20 protein-coding genes and 1 pseudogene are annotated in these 25,053 nt (G+C 58.5%); 10 read left to right on the top strand and 11 right to left on the bottom strand.

Annotation, left to right across the window (positions count from 1 at the left end):
- Nucleotides 1-22 precede the first annotated feature (22 nt).
- Both wrbA and NTD87_RS12765 read right to left on the bottom strand, forming a co-directional pair.
- A complete protein-coding gene (gene wrbA / locus NTD87_RS12770) occupies nt 23-622 on the bottom strand; it encodes an NAD(P)H:quinone oxidoreductase (RefSeq protein ID WP_262114301.1) in 600 nt (199 codons plus the stop codon).
- Between the two features lie 133 nt (nt 623-755).
- Nucleotides 756-1,703, bottom strand: coding sequence for a LysR family transcriptional regulator (locus NTD87_RS12765; RefSeq protein ID WP_262114300.1), 948 nt, complete (start codon nt 1,701-1,703; stop codon nt 756-758).
- A 211-nt stretch (nt 1,704-1,914) separates the two neighbouring features.
- On the opposite strand from NTD87_RS12765, the gene NTD87_RS12760 reads away from it, so the two are divergent.
- Both NTD87_RS12760 and NTD87_RS12755 read left to right on the top strand, forming a co-directional pair.
- A complete protein-coding gene (locus NTD87_RS12760) occupies nt 1,915-2,355 on the top strand; it encodes a DoxX family protein (protein WP_262114299.1) in 441 nt (146 codons plus the stop codon).
- A 75-nt stretch (nt 2,356-2,430) separates the two neighbouring features.
- Nucleotides 2,431-3,354, top strand: a complete 924-nt coding sequence (locus NTD87_RS12755) for an NADP-dependent oxidoreductase (RefSeq protein ID WP_262114298.1) — start codon at nt 2,431-2,433, stop codon at nt 3,352-3,354.
- Nucleotides 3,355-3,412: 58 nt separating this feature from the next.
- On the opposite strand, the gene rarD is transcribed toward NTD87_RS12755, so the two are convergent.
- The 3 genes from rarD to NTD87_RS12740 all read right to left on the bottom strand — a co-directional run bounded on the left by rarD (nt 3,413) and on the right by NTD87_RS12740 (nt 7,026).
- Nucleotides 3,413-4,300, bottom strand: a complete 888-nt coding sequence (gene rarD / locus NTD87_RS12750; RefSeq protein WP_262114297.1) for an EamA family transporter RarD — start codon at nt 4,298-4,300, stop codon at nt 3,413-3,415.
- A gap of 200 nt (nt 4,301-4,500) precedes the next feature.
- Nucleotides 4,501-5,514: an aldo/keto reductase gene (locus NTD87_RS12745; protein ID WP_262114296.1), complete on the bottom strand. Its 1,014-nt coding sequence runs from the start codon at nt 5,512-5,514 to the stop codon at nt 4,501-4,503.
- 201 nt (nt 5,515-5,715) lie between these two features.
- Nucleotides 5,716-7,026: an MFS transporter gene (locus NTD87_RS12740; protein ID WP_262114295.1), complete on the bottom strand. Its 1,311-nt coding sequence runs from the start codon at nt 7,024-7,026 to the stop codon at nt 5,716-5,718.
- A 168-nt stretch (nt 7,027-7,194) separates the two neighbouring features.
- On the opposite strand from NTD87_RS12740, the gene NTD87_RS12735 reads away from it, so the two are divergent.
- From NTD87_RS12735 to NTD87_RS12720, 5 genes and pseudogenes are all read left to right on the top strand, one after another.
- Entirely contained in the window at nt 7,195-8,325 is a 1,131-nt protein-coding gene (locus NTD87_RS12735) for a sugar diacid recognition domain-containing protein (protein WP_262114294.1), read from the top strand.
- A 110-nt stretch (nt 8,326-8,435) separates the two neighbouring features.
- Nucleotides 8,436-9,575, top strand: coding sequence for a glycerate kinase (locus NTD87_RS12730; RefSeq protein WP_262114293.1), 1,140 nt, complete (start codon nt 8,436-8,438; stop codon nt 9,573-9,575).
- A gap of 182 nt (nt 9,576-9,757) precedes the next feature.
- Nucleotides 9,758-10,564 (top strand): annotated as a pseudogene (locus NTD87_RS28075) (MCP four helix bundle domain-containing protein); the annotation flags it as partial.
- Nucleotides 10,559-11,422: a methyl-accepting chemotaxis protein gene (locus NTD87_RS28070; RefSeq protein WP_410017489.1), complete on the top strand. Its 864-nt coding sequence runs from the start codon at nt 10,559-10,561 to the stop codon at nt 11,420-11,422. The pseudogene NTD87_RS28075 and the gene NTD87_RS28070, both read left to right, overlap by 6 nt.
- Before the next feature lie 40 nt (nt 11,423-11,462).
- Nucleotides 11,463-12,650: a pyridoxal phosphate-dependent aminotransferase gene (locus NTD87_RS12720; protein WP_262114290.1), complete on the top strand. Its 1,188-nt coding sequence runs from the start codon at nt 11,463-11,465 to the stop codon at nt 12,648-12,650.
- Nucleotides 12,651-12,785: 135 nt separating this feature from the next.
- Here the strand turns inward: NTD87_RS12720 and NTD87_RS12715 are convergent, their stop codons facing one another.
- From NTD87_RS12715 to NTD87_RS12695, 5 genes are all read right to left on the bottom strand, one after another.
- Complete coding sequence (locus NTD87_RS12715; RefSeq protein WP_262114289.1) at nt 12,786-13,763, bottom strand: 2-hydroxyacid dehydrogenase; 978 nt, start codon at nt 13,761-13,763, stop codon at nt 12,786-12,788.
- A gap of 21 nt (nt 13,764-13,784) precedes the next feature.
- The gene (locus tag NTD87_RS12710; protein WP_262114288.1) at nt 13,785-15,083 is read right to left on the bottom strand and encodes an MFS transporter; all 1,299 of its coding nucleotides are present in this window, start codon (nt 15,081-15,083) and stop codon (nt 13,785-13,787) included.
- 71 nt (nt 15,084-15,154) lie between these two features.
- Nucleotides 15,155-16,174, bottom strand: a complete 1,020-nt coding sequence (locus tag NTD87_RS12705) for a sugar kinase (protein WP_262114287.1) — start codon at nt 16,172-16,174, stop codon at nt 15,155-15,157.
- A complete protein-coding gene (locus NTD87_RS12700) occupies nt 16,167-16,949 on the bottom strand; it encodes a sugar phosphate isomerase/epimerase family protein (protein WP_262114286.1) in 783 nt (260 codons plus the stop codon). Before NTD87_RS12700 ends, NTD87_RS12705 begins: the two co-directional genes overlap by 8 nt.
- A 170-nt stretch (nt 16,950-17,119) precedes the next feature.
- Nucleotides 17,120-18,145: a LacI family DNA-binding transcriptional regulator gene (locus tag NTD87_RS12695; protein WP_315975306.1), complete on the bottom strand. Its 1,026-nt coding sequence runs from the start codon at nt 18,143-18,145 to the stop codon at nt 17,120-17,122.
- A 280-nt stretch (nt 18,146-18,425) separates the two neighbouring features.
- Between NTD87_RS12695 and NTD87_RS12690 the strand changes: the two genes are divergently transcribed.
- The 3 genes from NTD87_RS12690 to NTD87_RS12680 all read left to right on the top strand — a co-directional run bounded on the left by NTD87_RS12690 (nt 18,426) and on the right by NTD87_RS12680 (nt 24,315).
- Complete coding sequence (locus tag NTD87_RS12690) at nt 18,426-19,298, top strand: hypothetical protein (RefSeq protein ID WP_262114285.1); 873 nt, start codon at nt 18,426-18,428, stop codon at nt 19,296-19,298.
- 226 nt (nt 19,299-19,524) lie between these two features.
- A complete protein-coding gene (locus NTD87_RS12685) occupies nt 19,525-21,522 on the top strand; it encodes a hypothetical protein (RefSeq protein ID WP_262114284.1) in 1,998 nt (665 codons plus the stop codon).
- 252 nt (nt 21,523-21,774) lie between these two features.
- Nucleotides 21,775-24,315 carry an autotransporter outer membrane beta-barrel domain-containing protein gene (locus NTD87_RS12680; RefSeq protein WP_262114283.1) on the top strand — a complete coding sequence of 847 codons (2,541 nt, stop codon included), beginning with the start codon at nt 21,775-21,777 and terminating at the stop codon, nt 24,313-24,315.
- A 62-nt stretch (nt 24,316-24,377) separates the two neighbouring features.
- On the opposite strand, the gene NTD87_RS12675 is transcribed toward NTD87_RS12680, so the two are convergent.
- The gene (locus NTD87_RS12675) at nt 24,378-25,019 is read right to left on the bottom strand and encodes a DUF1345 domain-containing protein (RefSeq protein ID WP_262114282.1); all 642 of its coding nucleotides are present in this window, start codon (nt 25,017-25,019) and stop codon (nt 24,378-24,380) included.
- Nucleotides 25,020-25,053: the final 34 nt, after the last annotated feature.

The following is a 25,053-nucleotide window of genomic DNA, read 5'->3' as shown; positions in this document are numbered from 1 at the left end:
TGCACCGGCTGCCGTTAACGGCTTAGTCGAAAAGTTTAGCCGCTGTTTTCGCAATCAATTCACCCTGGTGGCGAGCACCGGCCAAGTCGATTTCACTCGGCTGGCGTGAACCATCGCCCCCGGCGATCGTCGTTGCGCCGTAGGGTGCACCGCCAACAATTTCCGTCATGTTCATTTGCCCTTGGTGGCTGTAGGGCAGGCCAACGACGATCATGCCGAAATGGAAGAGGTTGGTAATGATCGAGAACAGCGTGGTTTCCTGGCCGCCATGTTGAGTGGCGGAGGACGTGAACGCGCCACCCACTTTTCCATGCAATGCACCACGGAGCCAGAGTCCACCGGCCTGGTCCAGGAAGGCGGCCATTTGGCTGCTCATCCGACCAAATCGGGTACCTGTACCGACAATGATTGCATCGTAGTTTTCCAGGTCGGCGATGCTGGCAACAGGTGCTGCCTGATCCAGTTTGAAATACGCCCCTTTGGCAACTTCTTCCGGAACGGTTTCTGGAACACGTTTTACATCGACGTGTGCCCCAGTTTGGCGGGCGCCTTCTGCCACGGCCTGTGCCATGGTCTCAATGTGGCCATAGGATGAGTAATAGAGAACGAGAACTTTAGCCATGGGAGAAATTCCTTCGTCATGTCACGGCTGTATGCCGCGATTAATGAGAATCTCCCATAGATTTCTGTTCAGAAAAACCAGGTTAAAATCGAAGTCCAGGTTCTAAAAAATAGAAAAGATGGAAGATCTACGGTCAGTGATGCAAATGCTCCTCGTGCTTTCGAAGCGCTGGCGCATCGACCTCTGAGCTTTGTTGAACGAACCGATCAATCAACCACCTTGCGGCGGGTCCTGGCGGCAGATCAGTGCGATAGATAGCGTCGAAAGTATAGATCCCGCTTTTGTATTCCGGCATTTGCAGGTGTACGAGTCGGCCAGTATCCAAATCTTCCCGGACCATCGAGATCGGCATGTTCCCCCAGCCAATGCCTTCACGTAGCAACATGTGTTTAGCCCCCAGATCCGCCAGCCGCCACGTGCGGGTACTGAGGACTGCGAAATCCTTGTCTTTTGTCAGGCGCGAGCGGTCGGACAGCACAAGCTGGATGAACTCACGCCCAGCACCTGGCGTATTCGACGCGCTTGAAGCCAGTGGATGATTCGGGGCTGCAACCGGAATCAGCTCAACACTGCCGACCCCAATTCTTTCAATACCATCAATCCCCTCATTCATCGGGCCACTGACGCCGACTGACGCGCCGCCGTTGATCACCAGTTCAGTGACTGCGCCGAGAGCCTCCATATGCAAGTGGAGTGCAACCGTAGGAAAGGCCTCTCGAAATGATTTGAGTGCGTCCACCACGCGCTCAGCTGGAAGCATGACATCAAGTACGACATGAACTTCGGCTTCGAGACCCTGAAGCAGGCCTTTTACTTTGGCGCGTAATCCATGAATACCATTGGCGATGGTTCTGGCTTCGGCCAGAACGGTGCGGCCGGCATCGGTGAGCTGGGGTTTACGAGTCGTTTGTCGGTCAAAAAGCGCCACGCCGAGTTGCATCTCAAGATTTGCAATCGAATAGCTGATGACTGAAGTGGCTCGGTGCAGTTTTCTTGCGGCGGCCGCAAAACTGCCGACCTCGACCACTGTCAGGAATACACGCAGTTGATCGAGAGTGGGGGTGCCTGGGTCTGAGATCATTTCGATTTCCTTGAACGCTTGCGGGGCATTTATGTTGATTTCACGTGCAGTAGTGCCGCAAGAACCCGATGAGTAGGACGTGAACCCATTTCGAAAAACTAGAACGTAATCGTCGAAATTAGTCGGCTATTACGATTGTAGAGTCGGTGGCAGAGTTTCTTCCATGCGGCGCTCCATGGTGGATGTGCCCTATTTGATGGAAGAACATCTCATGTCTCAATCTACCGCTACTACCTCCCGCGACACCCATGAACTGTCCAGCTCTGTCGCTACCACCGACACGGCGGCTCTGGTCGGTCGTGTGTTTCTCAGCGCCATTTTCGTCCTCTCGGGCATCTCCAAACTGAGCGCCCCGGCGATGATGATCGGCTACATCGGTTCGGTTGGTTTGCCGTTCCCGCAACTCGCTCTAGCGTTGGCTATCATCATCGAAATCGGTGGCGGCGTTGCGCTGATCGCTGGCTACCGCACCCGTACCGTGGCGCTGGTGCTGGCCCTGTTCAGCGTGGTCACCGCGCTGGCATTCCATAACAGTCTGGGCGACCAGAACCAGTTCATCCACTTCTTCAAGAACATCGCCATGGCGGGTGGCCTGTTGCAGATCGTCGCGTTCGGCGCCGGTCGCTTCAGCCTCGATGCCCGTCGTCGCTGAGCCAATGGCGCCGCAGTGGATGAACGTTTGCGGCGCCTCCTGGTTTCATCTTTTGAAATAATCCGAGGATTCCCCATGAAAACCATACGTGTGCATGAATACGGCAGCCCAGATGTGCTGCGCCTGGAAGACGTCGCCGACCCGCTTGCGGGCGAGGGCGAGGTGCTGATCGACGTGGAGGGTGCAGCGGTCAACCCGATCGACTGGAAGATTCTTTCGGGTTCCATGAAAGCCTTCATCCCGTTGCCGTTGCCCTACACGCCGGGCGTCGAAGTGGCCGGCACGATTGCCGCGATCGGCAAGGGGGTGAGTGGTTTTGCTGTCGGCGATAAGGTATTTGGATTTATTGGCCTCGTCGGTGGCTATGCCACAAAGGCTGTGGTATCAGCTGATCGCCTGGCGCACCGGCCGCGCAGCCTTTCTGCCCTGCAGGCCAGCGGTGTGGCAGTGGCGGCACTGACGGCCTGGCAAGCGTTGCATGAGCATGCGGGCATCAAGGCGGGTCAGCGAGTACTGATTCACGGTGCCGCCGGCGGAGTCGGCAGCATGGCCGTGCAGATAGCCAGACATGCCGGCGCCACGGTCATTGCCACCGCTTCGATCGGCAACCATGGCTACCTGAAAAAAATCGGCTCGAATCAGGTGATCGACTACCGTAGCCAGGCCTTCGAGGATGTGGTGGCGGATGCGGATATCGTGCTTGACCTGATTGGCGGCGAAACCCAGCTACGCTCCTGGAAGGTATTGAAGCGGGGCGGGGTCCTGGTGTCGCCGGTCAGCGCGCCGGACGCGGCGTTGGCGACGGTGCACGGCGTTTCAGCGAAAAATTTCGCCACTCGGCCGGATGGCAGGCAACTCACGGCCATCGCCGAGATGTTCGATGCCGGTCAACTCTCTGTAGAGGTCGAAGTGTTTCCGATCTCGCAGGTGAAGCAGGCCGTAGAAAAAAGTATGGCCGGGCATACACGTGGCAAAGTCGTGCTCAATCTTGGCCAATGAGGCTCGCACGTGAAAATATTAGGTCAGACGTAATGTCTGACCGGCTTCTTTTTGATTTTTATACCGACTTCTTTCGCTGCCTGACCAGATGCTTGAACCCTTCAAACACCAGCACCAGTACCGCCAACCAGATCGGGATGTAGGTCAGCCATTCTCCGGCCTTGATGCTTTCTCCCAGCAGCAATGCAACGCCTAGCAGCAGTACCGGTTCGACATAGCTCAACAGCCCGAACAGGCTGAATGGCAACAACCGGCTGGCGATGATGTACACCACCAGGGCCGAAGCACTGATCACCCCAAGCAGCGGGGTCAATAGCGACAACCATGGATGCTGATCGAATACGGCGAAGCCCTGTTCACCGCTGTGCACGAACCAGTAGGCCACCGGCAGCAGCAGCGCCATGTCCAGCCACAAACCACCGAGGTTGTCCGCCGCCAGACGTCGGCGCAGCACGAAATAGGTCGGATAACCGATGGCCACCAGCAGGGTCGCCCAGGAAAAACTGCCCACCTGATACAGCTCATTGAGCACACCGAGGGTGGCGAAAAACGCGGCGATCTTTTGCAGGTATGAGAGCTGTTCGCCGTAGGCGATGCGTCCGGTCAGCACCATGGTCAGCGGCAGCAGGAAGTAGCCCAGCGAAACGTCGAGGCTGTGGCCGTTCAGCGGTGCCCACATGAACAACCACAGTTGCACGCCCAGCAATGCCGAAGACAACAGCAGACCGCCCAACAATGCCGGTTTACTACCGACCCGACGGAGGAGTTCGACCACGCGCTTCCATTCGCCGGAAACCAGCATGAACACGGTCATGCACGGTACGGTCAGGAGCATCCGCCAGCCGAAGATTTCCACGCCGCTCAGGGGCGACAGCAACGAGGTGTAGAAATACATGACGGCGAACAGCACCGAGGCTGACACCGATAGAGCAATACCTTTAGACAAACTGTCCTCGCGAGACTTGATGTGAGCGTGAAGCGGGTGCAGAGGATACGTGGTATTGGAGCTAAATATTGTCCGACCTATCAACATATGCCTACTGTGGGAGCGAGCCTGCTCGCGATGGCGCCTTCACATGCAACATTGATGTTGGCTGGAAGACCGCTATCGCGAGCAGGCTCGCTCCCACATGAGTATGTGTTTATTTAGTTGGAACGTGGTTTACGCCCCGAGACGAAATGGCTCACGTCATTGAACCCGGGCGTCGATGAGTGCCCCGGCGTCACCAGCGAATCAATGAACGCTTCGTCTTCAGCGGTGATCTTCACCGACTGGGCCTTGGTGTAGGCGTCCCATTGTTCTTCGGTGCGGGGGCCGACGATGGCCGAGCTGACCGCTGAGTTGTTCAAGACCCAGGCGATGGCGAACTCGACGATGCCGACGCCGCGCGCCTGGGTGTACGTCTGAATCTGCTGGGCAATGCGCAGTGACTCGACCCGCCATTCGGTTTCCAGAATGCGCTTGTCTTGCCGCCCGGCGCGGCTGTTGGCATCCGGGGTAACGTCCGGCGCGTATTTTCCGCTCAACACACCACGGGCCAACGGGCTGTAAGGCACCACGCCGAGGCCGTAAGCGCTGGCCGCAGTGATTTGTTCGGTTTCGGCCTGGCGGTTGACGATGTTGTACAGCGGCTGGCTGATCACCGGTTTGTCGACACCGAGTCGCTCGGCAACGCGGATTACCTCAGCGATGCGCCAGCCACGGTAGTTGGATAGGCCCCAGTAACGGATCTTGCCTTGGCGAATCAGGTCGCCGATGGCCGACACCGTGACTTCCAGCGGCGTGTTGTGGTCTTCGCGGTGCAGGTAATAGATGTCCAGATAGTCGGTGCCCAAGCGGGCCAGGCTGGCATCGATACCATTGAAGAGATGCTTGCGGCTCAGCCCGCTGCGATTAGGCACACCGTCGACCGGACCGAAACCGACCTTGGACGCCACCACCCATTCATGGCGGTGACTGGCAATGGCTTCACCGACGATTTCCTCGGAGCGACCGCCTGTGTATACATCCGCCGTGTCGATGAAGTTGACGCCCTGATCCCAGGCCTTTTCGATGATCCGCAGCGAATCTTCGGTGCGGGTCTGTTCGCCAAACATCATGGTGCCCAGGGTCAACGTGGACACTTGCAGTCCGGAGTGGCCCAGTGTGCGGTAGGTCATGTGCGAAATCCTTTTGCCGGTGGGAAAGGCTCAATCAAATACCAGAACAACCGTACGGGGCAAACGGAATTATCCGGTCAATACTGAAATCAGTGTGGGAGCGAGCCTGCTCGCGATAGCTGCTTTACATTCAACATCAATGTTGACTGTCATGCCGCCATCGCGAGCAGGCTCGCTCCCACATTGGAAGATTGGCAGTGATCAAGTCCGCAGTGTGCGGGTCATCCGCAGCGCCAGCAAACTACCGCTGACAATCACACCCGCCAGCAGGTACAACGCCGCATCGGTCGAGCCGGTGCTGTCCTTGACCCAACCCACCAGGTACGGGCTGAGGAAACCGGCCATCTGCCCCATGGAGTTGATCAATGCCAGGCCACCGGCGGCAGCGCCGGCGCTGAGCATCGCGGTCGGTACCGGCCAGAACATCGGCAGGCCGGTAAGGGCGCCCATGGTGGCGATGGTCAGGCCAAGAATCGCAATAGCCGGGTTGGCGGCAAAGTTCACGGCGATCAACAGACCTGCCGCGCCCATCAACATCGGTACCACCAAATGCCAGCGGCGTTCTTTATGCAGATCGGCCGAGCGACCCACCATCAACATGAACACTGCCGCCAGCAAGTACGGAATTGCACTGAGCCAACCGATCACCAGATTATCGGCGAAACCGAGGTTCTTGATGATCGATGGCAGCCAGAAGTTGATCGCGTAAACGCCGCTTTGAATACAGAAGTAGATCAGCCCGAACGCCCAGATCGCCGGGTTTTTGAATACCGCCAGCAGTGAGTCGGTGGTGGTTTTCGGTTTGTTGGCCCAATCAATGGCTTGATCGGCTTCAAGCACAGCACGCTCTTGCGGCTTGAGCCATTTGGCACTGGCGAAGTTGTCGCTGAGCAGGAAGAACGCCAGGGCGCCGAGGGTGATGGTCGGAATGCCTTGCAGCAGGAACATCCACTGCCAGCCGGCGAGGCCACCTTGACCGGCGGCGAAGTGGTTGAGGATCCAGCCAGAGAACGGGCTGCCGAGCAGGCCTGACACCGGGATCGCCGACATGAACAACGCCATGATGCGGCCACGGCGGAACGTCGGGAACCACTGCGAAAGGTACAGCACCACGCCTGGGAAGAACCCGGCTTCGGCGGCGCCAGTGAACAGGCGCAGGGTGTAGAACCCGGTCGGTGTAGTGACGAACAGCAGGCAGGTCGACAGCGCGCCCCAGGTGACCATCATCACCGCGATCCAGCGCCGTGGGCCGAATCGGGTCAGCGCCAGGTTGCTCGGAACGCCGCACAGCACGTAGCCGATAAAGAATATTCCGGCCCCGAGGCCATACACGGTTTCGCTGAATTTCAGCGCGTCGAGCATCTGCAGTTTGGCAAATCCAACGTTGACCCGGTCGAGGTAGTTGAACAGGTAGCAGATGAAGATGAAGGGGATCAGGCGCAGGGTAACGCGCTTGTAGACGGCGTTTTTATCGTCATCGGTGGCCAGGGTGGCAGCGGCGCTCTGTGACATGGCGGGTCTCTCTTTATTATGATTTTTTGCGAGGCAAGGGTAACGTTGGTCGCCTGAAGAGTCTCGGTCACCCCTGAGCGGATGTCTTTGTGCCTGAGCACAGGGTTTGCGCCAACAGCCTGTGCGGGTGAACAATCAATCACCGCACGTTTTCAAGGATTACCCCGCATGTTCGAACTTGATCACGACCTGGCGCAGGATATCGTCGACCGGGCGATGGCCATCCTGCCGTACAACGTCAACGTCATGGACAGCCAGGGGCTGATCCTCGGCAGTGGTGAGCCGGAACGGATCAACACCCGGCACGAAGGTGCGCAGCTGGTGCTGGCGAATGGGCGGGTGGTGGAAATCGACGCGCAGACCGCCGCGCACCTCAAAGGTGTGCAGCCGGGGATCAATTTGCCGCTGCTGCTCGATCAGCGTTTGATTGGCGTGCTGGGCATTACCGGTGAGCCCGAGCAGCTGCGTACCTATGCGGAACTGGTGCGCATGACTGCCGAGATGCTGGTCGGCCAGCGCAACCAACAGGCCGAACAGCAATGGCGTCGTCAGCGTTGCGATGATCTGCTGGCGTTGCTGCTCAGCGAGGCGGGAGATTCGCCACGGCTGATCGACGAAGCACAGCAAATGGGCCTCAAACCGCAACTGTCGCGTACCCCTTATTTGTTTGAACTGAGTCTGGAGCATGGCGCCGGGCAAACCGCCGAGGCCTTGAGTGCCTGGTTGATCTCACGCTATCCCGACAGTTGGTGCGTGAGTTCCGCCAAATCATCGCTGCTGTGGTGCCGTCCGACCACGCAAGCAGTGGACAACGAACGCTTGCTGGAAAAACTCGAAGGCCAGGGCTGGAACATTCTGCGGATCGCTGTTGGCGGTCAGGCGGATGGATTACAGGGCTTGCGCCGTTGCTATCGGCGGGTCGGCGACTTGCTGGCCTATGGGCGTGACGTGCTGCCCAACAGCCGTTTGCTGACGCTGAACCGCTATCGACTGCCGGTCATGCTCTGGCGTCATCGCAATGACGATGCGCTGGACGAATTGCTCACTCCTCTGCGCAAAGTCATCGCCAAGGACGGTAACGGCCAACTGTTGGCGACATTGCGCAGTTGGTGCGAACACGACGGTCAAAGCCAGGCGTGTGCCGATGCGTTGGGCATCCACCGCAATAGCTTGCGTTACCGCATGGAGCGCATCGCCGAACTCAGCGGCGTTGACCCGCTACGCCTCGACGGCATGCTCGCGTTGTACCTGGGTGTGCAACTGCTGCCGCAGACCGAACAGTCACACACTAATCCGTAGCAGCTATTTGTAGAAATGAACAATAAACCCATGCTGCACTTGTGCAGCGGACCGGCGTCATTGTTCAGTTCAACTGGCAGCATGGGCTCCATTGGAACTGGAGAATTCACATGAAAATCGTCATCGCCCCCGATTCGTTCAAGGACAGCCTGAGTGCCGAAGCCGTGGCCGACGCCATCGCGTTGGGCCTGGCTGAGGTCTGGCCCGACGCGACGCTGGTCAAGTGCCCGATGGCGGACGGTGGGGAAGGGACGGTCGAGTCGATTCTCGCCGCCTGTGAGGGTGAGCTGCACAGCGCCACCGTGCAGGGGCCGCTCGGTATCAAGGTCAACGCGCATTGGGGCTGGTTGCCCCACAGCCACACCGCGATCATCGAAATGGCCGAGGCCAGCGGTTTGCAGTTGGTACCGGTGGGCCAGCGCGATGCGTGCATCAGCAGCACCTTCGGCACCGGCGAACTGATCCGCGCGGCACTCGATGCGGGTGCGCAGCGGATCATCCTGGCCATCGGCGGCAGTGCCACCAACGACGCGGGTGCCGGTGCATTACAGGCGCTGGGTGTGCGATTGCTCGATGCCCAGGGCCAGACATTGAAACCCGGTGGCCTGGCATTGGCGCAACTGACGCAGATCGATCTGAGTGACATGGACTCGCGTCTGGCCAACGTACGCTTTGAGATCGCCGCCGACGTCAACAACCCGCTGTGCGGCCCTCACGGTGCCTCAGCGATTTTCGGTCCGCAGAAAGGTGCTTCAGCCGAACAGGTCCAACAGCTGGATCAGGCCCTCGGGCATTTTGCCGGGCTCTGCGCCCAAGCCCTGGAAAAAGATCTGCGTGACGAGCCGGGCAGTGGCGCGGCGGGCGGTCTGGGGTTTGCGGCCAAGGCGTTTCTTGGCGCGCAATTTCGTGCTGGCGTGGAAGTGGTCGCCGAACTGGTCGGCCTGGCCGATGCAGTCACGAATGCTGACCTGGTGATCACCGGTGAGGGCCGTTTCGACGCCCAGACCTTGCGCGGCAAAACGCCGTTTGGCGTGGCGCGTATCGCCCGGCAGCAGGGCGTACCGGTGATCGTCATCGCCGGCACCCTCGGCGACGGCTACCAGCAGATGTACCAACATGGCGTGGACGCCGCATTCGCGCTCGCGTCCGGACCGATGACGCTGGAGCAAGCCTGTGCCGACGCCCCGCGCCTGCTGCGTGAGCGAGCGCGGGACATCGCCCGGGTCTGGCGCATTGCAGCTAAGGGCTGATAACCCTCATCGCCTGACAAGTGTTTCACCCTTGAAACACTTGTCACACCAAGAAATATATTTTTCTCAAGCCTGCATAAAAGCTAAAGCCCGGCCGATACAGGGTATAGGCGCACACCCCTTCAAACAAAGTCGCCTACCTGCACGCCGGGAGCGATTTCCTGCCTGCCAGCGTTCACTGCATGGATGCTCGAAGACATCACTACTCCGAGACTCATCCTATGTCCTTGCGTAACATGAATATCGCGCCTCGAGCTTTCCTGGGTTTTGCTTTCATTGCGTTGCTGGTGGTCGTGCTCGGCGTATTTGCCGTGAACCGCATGTCGATCATCCGCCAGGCCTCCATCGACATGGAAAGCAATCAACTACCCAGCGTAGCCTTCCTTGGGAATATCACAGAAGACGTCCTGCGCTTGCGCCTTCTGTCGTTCCGCGTACTGATCAACCGTGAAGCCGCCGGGTTGCAGGAAGCAGAAGGCCGCATCAACGTACTGGTCGACAAGACCCGAAAAGCACAGGCGAGTTATGAAGCCTTGCCAGCCGGCCCGGAAGAAACGGCGCTGACTAAAGCCTTTGCTGCCACCCTGGACAGTTATCTGCAAGCCCAAAGCCAGATGATGGAGCTGTCGCGGCAGAACAAAATCGAAGACATGCGCAACCTGATCAATACGCGTATCAAGGACGGTACCGATCTGATGGGTGAGCAGTTGAACAAGCTGATCGCGATTAACCAGGCGGGCGCAACCGAGGCCGACGCTGTCGCTGGCGACCAATACGCTTACGCCACCAACGGGATCATCGCGGTTTCGGTGATCGCCGCGTTGGTGACAGTGTTGCTGGCCTGGTTGCTGACCCGCAGCATCGTCACACCGCTGAACCGTGCCTTGGCTGCCGCCGAATCCATCGCTGGCGGTAACCTGACCAAACCCATCGAAGTCGACGGCAAGGACGAGCCGGCGCGTTTGCTCGGTGCCTTGTCGACCATGCAAGCCAACCTGCGCAAAACCATCGAGCAGATCGCCGGCTCCGCCAATCAGTTGGGTGCCGCCGCAGAAGAACTCAGTGCCGTGACCGAGGAAGCGTCGCGCGGTCTGCAACAGCAAAACAACGAAATCGAACAGGCCGCGACAGCCGTCAACGAAATGACCGCCGCCGTGGAAGAGGTCGCACGCAATGCGGTGTCCACCTCCGAGGCATCGAATCAATCGACCCAGGCCGCCCGTGAGGGTCGCGACCGCGTGGTGGAAACCGTCAACGCCATCCAGACCATGACCCATGACGTGCAAACCACGTCGCTGATGATCGAAGGTCTGGCCACTCAGGGCCGTGATATCGGCAAGGTGCTGGACGTGATTCGGGCGATTGCCGAGCAGACCAACCTGTTGGCGCTCAACGCCGCCATCGAAGCGGCGCGGGCCGGTGAAGCCGGGCGTGGTTTTGCGGTAGTGGCGGACGAGGTCCGCGCCTTGGCGCATCGCACCGCACAATCGACCCAGGAAATCGAAAAAATGGTCGCCGGTATTCAGAACGGCACCGGCCAAGCGGTCGATTCCATGCAGCAAAGCAACCAGCGCACCCACTCCACCCTGGAACTGGCCCGTGCGGCCGGCGTGGCGCTGGAGCAGATCACTCAGTCGATCCATCAGATCAACGAGCGCAATCTGGTGATCGCCAGCGCCTCGGAAGAACAGGCGCAGGTGTCGCGCGAAGTGGACCGCAACCTGGTGAACATCCGCGACCTGGCCACTCAATCGGCCGCCGGTGCCAACCAGACCAGCGCCGCCAGCCATGAGCTGTCGCGCCTGGCGGTCGATTTGAATGCCATGGTGGCGCGTTTCGTGATTTGAGATAGGGTTGAGGCTGGAGCCCGCGCGACAGGAGAGAGACATGCGCTATTCAGCCTTGACCCAACGAATTGCCGGCGACGGAGCCGATGCCTGGCAGATTCACTACCGAGCGCTGGAGTTGCGCGAGCAAGGTGTCGATGTGTTGCTGTTGTCGGTCGGCGATCCGGATTTCGATACACCGAAGCCGATCGTCCAGGCCGCCATCGACAGCTTGCTGGCCGGCGATACCCACTATTCGGAAGTGCGCGGCACGCGGTCGCTGCGTACCAGCATCGCCCGTCGTCACACCCGGCGCAGCGGTCAAGCGGTCGATGCCGACCACGTGCAGGTGCTGCCGGGTGCGCAGTGTGCGGTGTACTCGGTGGTGCAATGCCTACTCGACCCGGGTGACGAGGTGCTGGTCGCAGAACCCATGTACGTGACCTACGAAGGCGTGTTCGGCACCTGCGGGGCGAAGGTGGTGCCGGTGCCGGTGCGGCCGGAAAACGGTTTTCGCGTTGACCCGGCGGACGTCGCCGCACGAATCACCCCGCAAACCCGAGCGATCCTGCTCAATAGCCCGAACAACCCCTCGGGGGCAAGCCTGTCGCTACCGATCTGGCAGGCCCTGGCGCGCCTGTGCATCCAGCATGACCTGTGGCTGATCAGCGACGAGGTCTACAGCGATCTGTTGTATGAAGGCCAGCACATCAGTCCGGCCAGCCTGCCGGGGATGGCTGAACGTACGGCGACCGTCAACAGCCTGTCGAAATCCCACGCCATGAGTGGCTGGCGAATCGGTTGGGTGATCGGTCCAAAACCGTTGACTGAACACTTGGAGCATTTGTCGTTGTGCATGCTCTTCGGTATTCCGGACTTCGTTCAGACCGCCGCGCGAGTGGCACTGGAGACGGATCTGCCGGAGCTTGAACGGATGCGTAACGAGTACCGGGCGCGCCGTGATCTGGTGTGCGCGCGCTTGAGTGACTGCCCGGGTATCAAGCCGGTGATCCCGGATGGCGGGATGTTCGTGATGGTCGATGTGCGCCACACCGGGGTGGGCGCGCAGGCGTTCGCTGAAAGGCTTCTGGAAGGCTATGCCGTGTCGGTGCTGGCCGGTGAAGCGTTCGGACCCAGTGCGGCGGGGCATATCCGCATTGGACTGGTGCTGGATCAACAGCGCCTGGCCGAAGCCTGCCGCCGGATTGTGCGGTGTGCTACAGAGCTGCTGGAAGCCCGACGGGTATGATCAGTCTGAAGTTGTGTGCTGAGTTTGATGACCCCATCGCGAGCAGGCTCGCTCCCACACTGGATTGAATGCACACACAGATCCCCTGTGGGAGCGAGCCTGCTCGCGATAGCTATCTGACAGGCGCCAAAACCATCAAGCTTTCCACACCTGGCCATTCACCAGGTTCGCCGGGCGTTCACCGGCCAGCGCCGCCAGCAGGTTATCGACGGCACAGCGGGCCATGGCCTCGCGGGTTTCATGAGTGGCAGAGCCCATGTGCGGGGTCGCTACCACGTTGTTCAATTGCAACAACGGCGAGTCGTGGGCCAGTGGCTCGCGCTCGAACACATCCAGTCCTGCCCCGCGAATTTGTCCTTGGCGTAACGCTTCGATCAACGCCGCTTCATCGACCACCTTGCCTCGGGAAATATTGATAAAAAAGCTCTCAGGGCGCATCAGCGCAAACTGCTCGGCGCCCATCAATCCTGCGGTTTCAGCGGTCAACGGCAACGTCAGGCAGACAAAATCAGCCTGCTGCAGCAAGTCCGCCAAGCTGCGGTACTGCGCGTTGAAGCGTTGCTCCACCGCAGGTTTGGCGCTGTGGCTGTGATAGAGAATCGGCATGCCAAAACCAAAATGTCCACGCTGGGCCAACGCTTCGCCGATGCGGCCCATGCCAATGATGCCCAGGGTTTTGCCGTGCACATCGCTGCCAAAATGCGCCGGGCCGATGTTGCGGTTCCATTGACCGGAACGCACCAGGTTGACCAGTTCAACCACGCGCCGGGCAGTCGCCAGAATCAGCGCAAAACCGGTGTCGGCGGTGGTTTCGGTCAACACGTCCGGCGTATTGCTGAGCAGGATCTGCCGACGGTTCAGGTAGTCGATGTCATAGTTGTCGACGCCGACCGAGACGCTGGCAATGGCCTTCAAGTGTGGCGCCAGGTCGAGCAGTTCGGCGTCCAGCTTCAGACTGGCGCCAAGCAGGCCATGTGCACTGGGCAGCGCTTCGCGCAACAGTTTCAGACCCTCGGCGTTGAGGTTGTCGATCAGCGTCACCTGAGCCTGTTCATGCAAGCGGGCCATGAGTGGCGCAGAAAGTTTTTTGTACAGCACGACCTGCTTTTTCATCGGATCAGTCTCTTGTTCAATTCAGGAATGCGCCGCTATGGGCCGGGTGGGCGCACGCGTGGGCTGGGCCCGGTCACTGGCGCCGGGCTTGAGGAACATCGTCAGGACCACCGAGAGCATCAAGGCCGCGCTCATCAACAGGTAAGAAGCGCCGGGCGAGCCGGTGGAGCTGTTCAAATAGCCGACCAGATATGACCCGCCGAACGAGCCGAGGGCGCCCATGCTGTTGATCAGCGCCATGGCACCGCCGGCAACGTTGGCCGGCAGGATCTCCGGGACGATGGCGAAAAACGGCCCGTAAGGGGCGTACATGCAGGCGCCGGCAACCACCAGCAGCGCGTAGGACCACCAGAAGTGCTCGGCGCCGAGGGCATAGGAGGCGTAAAACGCGATCGAGGCGATCAACAGCGGCGGCCAGACAAAGCGTTTGCGTCGCTGAATCCGGTCCGAGCCCCAGGACACCCCGAGCATCGCAATCACCGCCGCCAGATAAGGCAACGCCGACAGCCAGCCGGCTTCGATCATGTTCATCTGTGCGCCGTGTTTGAGGATCGAGGGTAGCCACAGCACAAAACCGTAAACGCCAATGCTCCAGCAGAAAAACTGCAAGGCCAGGATGATCACTTTGGGTGAACGGAACGCTTCGGCGTAGTTCTTCACCGCTTTGATCCCAACCTGTTCAGCGGCCAGGGCGCTTTGCAGGTCTTGCTTTTCCTGGTCACTGAGCCATTTGGCGTCGGCCGGCCGGTCATCGGCCAGGCGCCACCAGATGAACGCCCAGAGCACTGCCGGCAGCCCTTCGATGATGAACATCCAGCGCCAGCTGAAATGCTGCACCAGATACCCCGACACCACCGACATCCAGAGCATGGTCACCGGGTTGCCGAGGATCAGAAAGGTGTTGGCCCGCGAGCGTTCGGCGCGGGTGAACCAGTGGCACAGGTACACCAGCATCGCTGGCATTACCGCAGCTTCGACCACGCCGAGCATGAAGCGAATCACGATCAACCAGTAGGCGTTCGAGACGATCCCGGTCATGGTCGCCAGGCCGCCCCAGAGGATCAGGCTGACGAAAATCAGCTGCTTCACACTGTGCTTTTGCGCGTAGATCGCTCCCGGGACCTGAAAGAAAAAGTACCCGAGAAAGAACAGCGCACCGAGCAGCGAGGACAGGCCCGGCGTGATCATCAGGTCGGCGGCCATGCCTGAGGCAGCGGCAAAACCGTAATTGGCGCGGTCCAGATACGCCAGGCTGTAGGTGATAAACACAATCGGCATGATGTACCACCAGCGGCGGGTGGCGAGGTTTAGCGTTTGCATGGTGGTGCTCCTGAGCTTGTTGTTTTTGTCGCAACAGGTAACGGTTCAAAAAATCAGTGACAGTGCGGCCCTCATCGCGAGCAGGCTCGCTCCCACATTGGATTGCATGCACCCACAGATCCCGTGTGGGAGCGAGCCTGCTCGCGATTGGCGGCCTCAAACCCTGTCGATAATTCGGCCCGGGTCGGCAAACCCTCCATATCGCCGCGGCTCTGCACCGCGCGGCTGCCAATCCAGTTGGCCCGCTGCACGGCGTCGGGCACGCTGAAGTTCTCCAGCAGAGCGCTGATCATGCCCACCGCAAAACCATCCCCGGCGCCCACCGTGTCCACCACCCTGGCCACCGGCACACCGGGTACAAAGCCCTGATCGCGTTGGGTGCGGTAATAGGCGCCGTCGGGGCCGAGCTTGATCGCCACGGCCTCGGCACCCTGATCCAGATAAAACGCGGCAATGTCGGCCGGGTCATCGAAACCGCTGAGCAAGCGCCCCTCACTCAACCCCGGCAGCACCCAATGGGCCAGAGCCGCGAGCCGATTGATCTCGCGGATCATCTGCTGTTGGCTGGCCCACAGCGTCGGGCGCAGGTTGGGGTCGAACGAGACGCTGCGCCCGGCCTGGCGCATGCGGGTCATCAACTCGAAAGACATCTCCCGAGCGGAGGTGGACAGCGCCGGCACAATGCCGGTGGCATGCAAATGCCGGGCTTCGAGCAGTTCAGGCGCGATCGACTGCACGGACAGAAGACTGGCCGCCGAACCGCGACGGAAGTATTCGACCTGAGGATCGCTGCCATCGTCAGCACGCGACTTGAGCTGAAAACCGGTCGGGTGCGTGTGATCGGTCTCGACGAAGCGACAATCCAGACCTTCCTGTTGCAGGGTGTCGACCACAAACCGGCCCAGTGAGTCGGCGCCGACCCGGCTCAGCCATGACACCTTGAACCCCAGTCGCGACAAGCCGATTGCCACATTGCTGTCGGCACCGGCGATGCGTTTGTGGAACTGCCCGACGTCGACCAGATCACCACTCTGTTCGGCAACAAACATCGCCATGGTTTCACCAAACGACAGAACATCGATTTCAGACATGAGCGCTCTCCAGCCGTGATTGACCGAGGCGGGCGAGGGTGGCGACATGCTCGGCGGTCAACTGCAGCAGGTCTTCGCCTTGCAGTGGAAATTCCACCGCTCGCATCACCCCGTGGGCCATGTGCTGCAGCTGCTGTTCCCATTCCTGCAAATCACCGGGCGAGGGCGGTACGGCGACCTGTTTGCCGTCAGCGCGACGGCGTACCGCTTTGCAATGCACATAGCCGACATGCCGGCCGAGCAGGCGTGCGGCGCTGGCGGCGGACTGGTCCTGCCAGTGCCAGTTGCCGATATCGAAGGTCATCTGCACCGGCAGCGCATGCTCTTCAATGGCGCTGAAAAAACGTTGCAACGGCTCGATGCGTCCGCCGTGCAGGGTTTGATCGTTTTCCACCAGCAACTGCACCGGGCTCTGGCTCAGTTGACGGGAAAGGGCCAGCAGGTCGTTGTTGTCGGTGAAATAGCCCAGGGACACTTTCAGCCAGCGGGCGCCGAAAGCCTGAGCCCGTAGCAAGGTACTCGCCAGCTCAGGATTGGGTTCGGCCTGATCGGCCAGCCACAGTTCCAGTGGTGAGGAATACACACAGCCCAAGCCGCTTTGTTCGATGGCCGAGGCCACGTCACCAGGGACTTCATGAGCGAGCAGCTCTTCACGCAGCTCAATGCAGTCAGCCCCGGCAGCGGCCAGTAACGCGACAAAACTCAACTGCCCACGCTGGCGAACCAGATCGGCGCCGTAGCTGGAAAGACTGATGGAAACGGGGGATTTATTCATTGTTATTGATCTCTGAAACCGGTTTCATTTTTGTTCAAAAAAATAGTCAGTCGTTGATTTGTGTTGTGATTTTGAGGGCCTCATCGCGAGCAGGCTCGCTCCCACAGGGAATCTGTGTGTGCATGCAATCCAGTGTGGGAGCGAGCCTGCTCGCGATAGCGCCAGAACAATCAACCCAAATGCCCACGTGTAGACCCACGCTCAATCAACCGCGCCGCAAAATCCAGGGTTCGCGCCGGCCCGTCATCGCCACGCAAGCGCTTGAGCAAACACTCGAACGCGCTTGCGCCAATTTCCGCCGTTGGCTGAGCGAGGGCGGTAATGCCGCTGCCCACCAGCGGGTACCAGTCCAGATCGTCCAGGGCGATCAGACCGATGTCTTCAAACAGCGTGCAACCCAGTTCGCGCAAGGCGCGGGTGCCGGCCAACGCGGCAATGCCGTTGGCGCAAAACAGCGCTTTCGGACCGGGACCGGGTATGGCCAGAAAGGATTTCAGGCGCGCGTTCAGGTCGTTGCCGATCTCGACCACCGCACCGCTCAGATGAGGGCGCTGATCGACCTGAGCCTTGAAGCTGTTCACCCGCTCTATCCGCGAGCTGGTGCCGTCAAACGGTTCGCTGAGCAACAGGATGTCGCGATAGCCGCGTTCTTCAAGGTGGGCGACGGCCAACTCGACCGCAGCCGGGTTATTCAGCCCGACCAGGTCGCTCTCCAGCAAATCGACCTTGCGATCCACCAGCACCATGGGCAGTTCACGGTGCAACTCGCGCAGCTCATCAAGGTGATGACCAAGGGTGTTCACGATCAAGCCTTCGATGTTGTACGAGCGCAACGCCGCCAAATGCTGACGCTCTTGCTCGTCATCGCGATCGGTGTTGCACACCACCAGGCTGTAACCGTGCTGACGGCACGCGGTTTCCACGCCATGCGTCACGGCAATCGAATACGGGTTACGGATATCGGCCACCAGCATGCCGATCAGGCGAGTGCGCCCACGTTTCAGGCCGCGAGCCATCTGGTTCGGCCGATAACCCAGCTCGGCAATCGCCTGCTCGATGCGCAAGGCAATGGCCTCGGAGAGCAGGGCGCGGTCCTCGCCAATAAAGCGCGACACGCTGGCCTTGGAGACCTTTGCGCGCTCGGCAACGTCAAGCATCGTCACGCGGCTGCGCTGGGCGGTGGAGAAATCGTTCACGGTTGGGCGACCTTGTTATTGGAATTACGGGTTCAGTCGAGATCGCTGAAACCGGTTTCAGAAGACATCAAAAACAAATCGTTCGTCAAGGGCAACGCAGGCCATTAATCAGAGGAAATACCGCCGTGCCCGACGAACGGTCGAAATACCTGTCAGATCTGACAGTAGGCAGGGTAAATGTTTGGGTATCTAATCATTTCAACGCGGCCCCGTTGCTATCCGAAACATAAACGGCGCACTGATCGATCAAAGCGGTACTCGCTGAGGAAGGTCCCTGAAAATGCCAACCCCCAAAGATGTCGACCACCTTCTGCGCGATGGTGCTGCAGCCAGGGCAACAGTGGGGATATTGGCGGTGATCATCACCGTAGACGGCGTCGATCCCAATGATCCGGAGGGCAATATCCCACTCGATAAGCTGCTTAACGGCACGATAGCCAGGGTACCGCGCTGGGAAAACTATTCCTCCGACCCTGCGAATCCCGACCATTTGCGTGTCTACTGGGAACAGAACGGGGTCAAAAGTCTGATTCATGACGGGTTCTACACGCCGGTCGACGTGCTTGAGATTGAGGTACCGATTAGCGCCGCGCAAATGAGTACAGACGGTATCGCCTGGCTTTCCTATGAGGTCAACGATGCAGATGTGAACCCTGATCCCGCGCCGCCCAGGAAACTCACTATTGATCACACCCAAGTGCCGGTTCAGGAACTCAAAGAGGCGCAATTCCCACACGCCACGTTATGGGGCTATCTCAACTGTGCTACCCGTCCACCATTGAGTTCAGGTGTCACAGTGAAGATTCCAGCGCAAACCTTCGGCAGGCCCGACGACCTATGCCTTATGGAATGGCAAGGGTATGAAGCTCTGAACGCTAAAGTGCCGATTGGCGGTACGTTCGGTGAATTTCAAAAGCTATTGAACACTGAAGATATTCTCAACGGCTTCGAGTTGGTCGTTCCCTTCGCCAAATATGTCAAAGATATAAAGTTTTTTGATGATGAACGCAAAAAGGATGTTTTTACCGGCTCGGCCTTAGTTATTTATCGGTATTACCGGGGTGGCAGGCTTGTGGGCGAGTCAACGCCGGCGTTGGTGAAGATCGACAGAGTGCTTTCTGGAGAAGTCCTGCCTTGTTATTTCGCTGATTGAACACTCGAGTACTCGGGTGGTTATGACACCTGGGAACAGATGTTCGCTGCAGTTGGCCCCGGTGACGAAGAGGGCACAGCGTATGGGTTATCAGTAAATGGGTCTTGCTGGAGCGCAGTAGGGATATCTTCGCCTGGGCAGTCGGTGGTGAAGTGATTTCGATCCTGGATCTTTCGGCAAGTAATTGTGAAGCAATAGTGTGTTTATCTCTCATGGAGTGTATGAAATGACTATTAAAGAAGAAGGTTTTGTTGCCTCTGGTTTGGCGACCTTGAAGAGCGGTTCTGGCGTACTGTCCGACCCGCCAATACTTGAGGCCGGCGTTCAGATTGACGATGGTCGGATTCTTAAAACCGCACTGGCGGCACCGAACCTGACCGTGTATTTGCCTGCGCTGACTAACGAAGGAGGCGGCGGCACTGCAGAGTTGTGGTTATACAGAACCCAAGCAGACAGGCAACTGGTGCAGGTAAAACCCCTGGCGGGGCTGACGCCTGCGGACTTCCCACTGCCTTTCGATCTGCCAACCGCTTTGCTTCCTGAGGCGCCAACACCAGAGACGCCGACAGAGTATTTTGCCGAATTCAAGATTGTTGACGCAGACGGGAACGAAGACCACTCGACCAGTCCGCTTCCCATCATTAGCGACAGAACCCCCCCACGGCAAACCAAATCACCTTTTGCTCGAAGCCGTCCGCCCAAAGTGGACTATCTAAATGGTCCTGCTGACGGAGTTATCAATCGTGCGTGGCTTACAGCCAATCCAGGAGGGCTGAGATGCACCGTTGATGTCGACTACCCTATGCGTGATGGTTTGGACACCATCAAGTTTTACTTGCTACGACAAAGCAATATCAGCGCTGCTGACACCCCTATATATGAAGGGGTAGTAGGTGCCACAGGTGACTTTACGGTACCTGCCGATAAACTGGCCTTGCTGCCAGCCAATGTTCAGCTCTATCAGGTGGTTACCCAACTTGACCGGGTCGGTAACGAAAGCCTGCCCTCCGTAGCGGTAAGAGACCTTGAAACCCGCTTTCCGCCAGCTCCGACACTTTATCCGTTAACAGTCCCGGTGACCGGGCCAGATGGCGCCATTGCGATCACACTGGCTACCTACAATCCACCGGGCACCGAGATCTATGCAGTATTCAAGCGTCCGCTCAATGGTGACCCTGCCGATGACATTACTGTCACTCTTGGCGGTCTTGTGCTGGCGACCTTTACATTGGGTGAGGGCACTGCGGATATCCGTGTACTAGTGCCGTACGATACCTGCGAAGCGATTTTTAATAACGCTGCCAATGAGGTTCCGACACTAGCCCATTACACGCTGACGCGCGATGGCGTCGATATTCCAAGCCCGGACACTAATGTAATCCTCAACTTTACCTATCCCGGGCCTGATCTTTTACCACCGCCGGATCTGGACAGCGAAAATCTTCCTCCGGTGGAAGTGCGCGGGATAACCAACACGCTTAACCATCTTGTTCCGGGCGATTTTGGTGGGCTGGTTACATTTCTATTTGTCAAATGGGGGCTGGATCTTGGCGACGATCTGACTGAACAAGCGATCGTGACGTACTACTATAATGGAAAAGCCATGGGCGATCAGACCCTGGACCCAGGTCAGGACTCTGCGGAGATCAAGGTTGCTTTCAATCTTATCGCCTTTGAAGGGATCGGACGTAAAGAAGCCTATGTAACGCTTGAGTATCCGGGGAACCCGAATATCGTCAGGCAAAAAGTAAAAACCCAGGTGGTGTTTGAGTCGCAACAAATCAATCTGCTGCAACACACCGCAAGAACCTACAACACCGACCGTGTCGTCAGTTGCCCAAGTTTCGATGTGGTCGCCGGTGAACGGCTGTGGCGAGTGTCGGTGCCCGGCGGCCAGCCCTCCCTTCCGGTAGGCATGCAAGTGACAATGAACGCAGTCGGTTATGAAGATATCGCGAAAACAAAACCACTGGCCCTTGCGCCGTTCAAGGAGACAAAACCGGTAACAAACGCCGCCGCTGCACTGGTTTTTGATGTGCCGTTTGCACTGATAAGACCCATGCAAGGCCCGGTGACACCTCCTGGTACCGATCCGATTTATCACTATCTTGCCGTCTCGTACGAAATTAACGTCGGAGGGGCAACCATTAAATCGCCAGAGTTTGTTCATCGGATAAACGTACGTAATACCAGCAGTCTGTTTTGTGACGGATTAGCCGTCTAGTTTCGAGCAATAACCGTTGTTTGTCCCGACCAATATGGAGGTCAGTCCTTCATGTTGGTCGAGATTGGTGTTGACCTGCACTTGAAGTGCGGATGACTGTGCGCGTGAGACTATTCGTACGAATAGGGAGATTATTCCTACAGATCATTAGACTGTCGGTCTGTAGCCTATCGACCCTTCATACGTACTATCTTCCGCATGGCTGCGCGAAGAAAAAGTTGCGAAGTGCCACTTAAAGGGTCATCTATCAATATGATAACGCCATTCTTGTCGCCAAAAACTTCAGTCAAAGGCCGAAGCGAGGCGTCACTCTTACTGCTGATGTTCATCGGCAACTTTGCGCAGGCCGCCACACTTCCCGTCGGTGGCAGTCAGACCATCGACAACACGTATCCCACGATTGAAAGCTGGTTTCTCAATCCCGGTTCCACGCTGATTTCGAATGGCGCCCACACGCTGGACATCTCTGCCAACACCGGCACCCTGGTCGCGAATGGGGGCAGTACCCAACAGCTTTCCGGTCGGATCGGCTCCACATTCACCCTGACAGGTGTAACCGTCGGGAATGCAGGTCCCGGGGCCGCCCTATTGCTGAGTAACAGTACGGCGAGCGTCAACGCCAGCCAACTGACCAGCAACGACATTGGACTGCAACTCATCAGAAGCAATGCCACTCAGACAGGGTCCACGGCAAGCCTGACTAACAGTTCTGTGATGGCATTGAACGGTGGCGCATTTCTCACTGGCTTCAGCCAACTGAATTTAACCAACTCCTCTGTACAGGCCTCGGACGCCGCCAGCTATGGTATTCGACTGACCAATGCCGGGCTCAATGCGACGGGCAGCACGATTATCGGTGGGCACAATGGTGTGCAGGTCGGCACCGAGGCAGCGCTCGCCCAGGCGTCGAACGTGACGCTCGACAACTCCAGTGTCGAGGGCAAGACGGGCTCCGCAATCATTGTCGGTTACCAGGGGCGACCGGGGATCAACGTCGCCATTGATGTCCTCAATGGTTCGAACCTGATAGGTGGCAATGGCAACGTGCTGGAGGTCAATGATGGATCAACGGTCGGCCTGACGGTTGATCGCAGTGCGCTGACCGGCAATGTGGTCGTCGATGCCACCAGCAATGTCCAGGCGCGTTTCCAGAACGGTGCTTCGTTGAACGGTAATCTGCAAAACGTTGCCCAGGTCATTCTCGACACCCAAAGCACCCTGACCGGCGATGTACTGGCTCAGGCGGGTAGCGGAGCGACAGTACGGATCGACAATGCGTCGGCACTCAAGGGTAACGTCAACAACGTCATCAACCTCACTCTGGACCATGGAAGCACCCTGACCGGTGACGTACTGGCCGACACCGGTGGTGCCGTGCTGTTGGACAATGGTTCCACCCTGACCGGCCGGATAGACAACTCGACAAACCTGGGCATCAACAACTCGGCGCAATGGGTGATGACCGGTAATAGTTCGGTGCAGAACCTGGCACTCAAGGATGGTGTGGTGCGCATGGGCGCAAATGACGGGTTTCAGCAACTGGATGTGGTCAATCTGTCGGGTAACGGCACCTTTGTCATGGGCACGGACTTGAGTAACGGTCACACCGACTTCCTGAACGTCACCGGCAATGCGAGTGGTCAACATCAACTGCAGGTCTCGGCGACCGGCAACGAGCCGGTCAGCGCCGCGCCCGTCAAGATCGGCAATGTCGCGTCCGGGGACGCGAGTTTTGCCTTGCAAAATGGCCTGGTCGATGCAGGTGCCTTCACCTACAAGTTATCGAAAGACGGCGAAGGCTTATTCCTGCAACCGGACAAAACAGTCAGTGCCTCTACCAACACGGTGCTGGCCATTGCTGGCAACGGGCCGAGCATTCTTTACGCAGGACTGACCACGCTCAACAGCCGGCTGGGTGATCGTCGTCTGAACAGCAGTGGTGGGGATACTTCGTCCCAGGCAATGAGCGACACGGCGGTGAAAAACCTGAGCAACAGCGTGTGGATGCGCACCTATGGCAACCAGTACAACGTGTCCAACGCTTATGGCGGCGGTTATACCCAGAACCAGTCCGGCTTTTCCCTGGGGGCCGACACACAGACGCAACTGGGCGGTCAGCAATGGCTGCTAGGGGCATTCGTGGGCTCCAGTCGTACCGACATGGACCTCAAGAATAACTCTACAGCGACGGTGGACAGTCTCAATGCGGGTATCTACGGTACGCTGCTCGACACCCAAAGCGGTATGTATGTGGATGTCGTGAGCCAGGTCAACCAGTTCAACAACAAGGCCAACGTCACGATGAGCGACGGGACTCGAACCAAGGGCGATTACAAGAGCCTGGGGCTGAGCGCATCGGTGGAGGTGGGCAAACACATCCGCTTTGACCAGGGTTATTTCGTGGAGCCTTACGTTCAGGTGGCGGCTGCCGCGATCGAGGGCAAGCACTACCAACTGGACAATGGTTTGCAGGTGGATGCTGAGGCCACGCGCTCACTGCTGGGCAAAGTGGGCATGTCCGTTGGCCGGGAAATCGTTTTGGATAATGGCAGCAAGCTGCAACCTCGAGTGCGTGTAGCGGTCGGCCATGAGTTTGTCAAAAACAACGCAGTTCGGGTCAACGATAACGACTTCAATAATAATCTCTCGACCACCAGCGCTGAGTACGGCGCCGGGCTCAATTGGGCTCCTGCGCAGAAGAACTGGCAGGTCTACGCTGAACTGGGCGCCAGCAAAGGCAAGACAATTGATCAGGAGTGGAATGCCAGTGCAGGGATCAGCTACAACTTCTGAACCTCGCGACTAAATGAGTGCATAGAGATGCCCCGACTGAAATCGGGGCATTTTTGTAGCCATCAGCTAAAGAGCCCCGCCGCAATATTGATCGAGAACCCGAGAATCGCTGTGTTGAACACAAACCCGATCAACGACTGTGCCAGCACGATCTTGCGCAAACTGCGGCTCGCTACCCCGACGTCCGAGGTCTGCACCGCCACGCCGATGGTGAACGAGAAGTACAGGAAGTCCCAGTAATTGGGCGTCAGCAGGCCCTCGGCAAAACGCAGTGCCGGGTCCTTGCCGTTCCAGGTGTAAAAAAGCCTTGCGTAATGCACGCTGAAAATCACCCCGACCAATAACCACGAACCGATCACCGTCATTCCGGTGAAGGCGTAGTGCAGTAGTCTGCGGCTGGTTTCCAGGTCTTTGCTGCCGGCCAGTTCCAGGGTAATGGCGGCGAGGCTGGCAATCGCTGCGATACAGACGATGAACAGCACCACCCCGGCGTTTTCATCCTCGACTTCGGCAATGCGTTTTACGTCATCGGCCTGTGCGCGGATGGTCAGCCAGAGCATCAGCACCAGGTAAATCCAGACGCCGGCATTCCAGCCGATGAGGATTTTGCTGATGAGCGAGTCGGCGGGAGCCAGGATGCCGACCGCTACCCCCAGCAGGGTGGCGGCGGTCAGGCGAGGGTGGGTGCGCAGGAGGTGTGGCATGGAGGCTCGATGGGTCAGGGTTTTGCAACACCTT

The organism is Pseudomonas sp. 6D_7.1_Bac1 (assembly GCF_025465945.1).
In the GTDB taxonomy this organism is placed as follows: Bacteria; Pseudomonadota; Gammaproteobacteria; order Pseudomonadales; family Pseudomonadaceae; genus Aquipseudomonas.
Note: the sequence above shows the minus strand (reverse complement) of the source record. Positions and strands in the feature narration are given on the sequence as shown.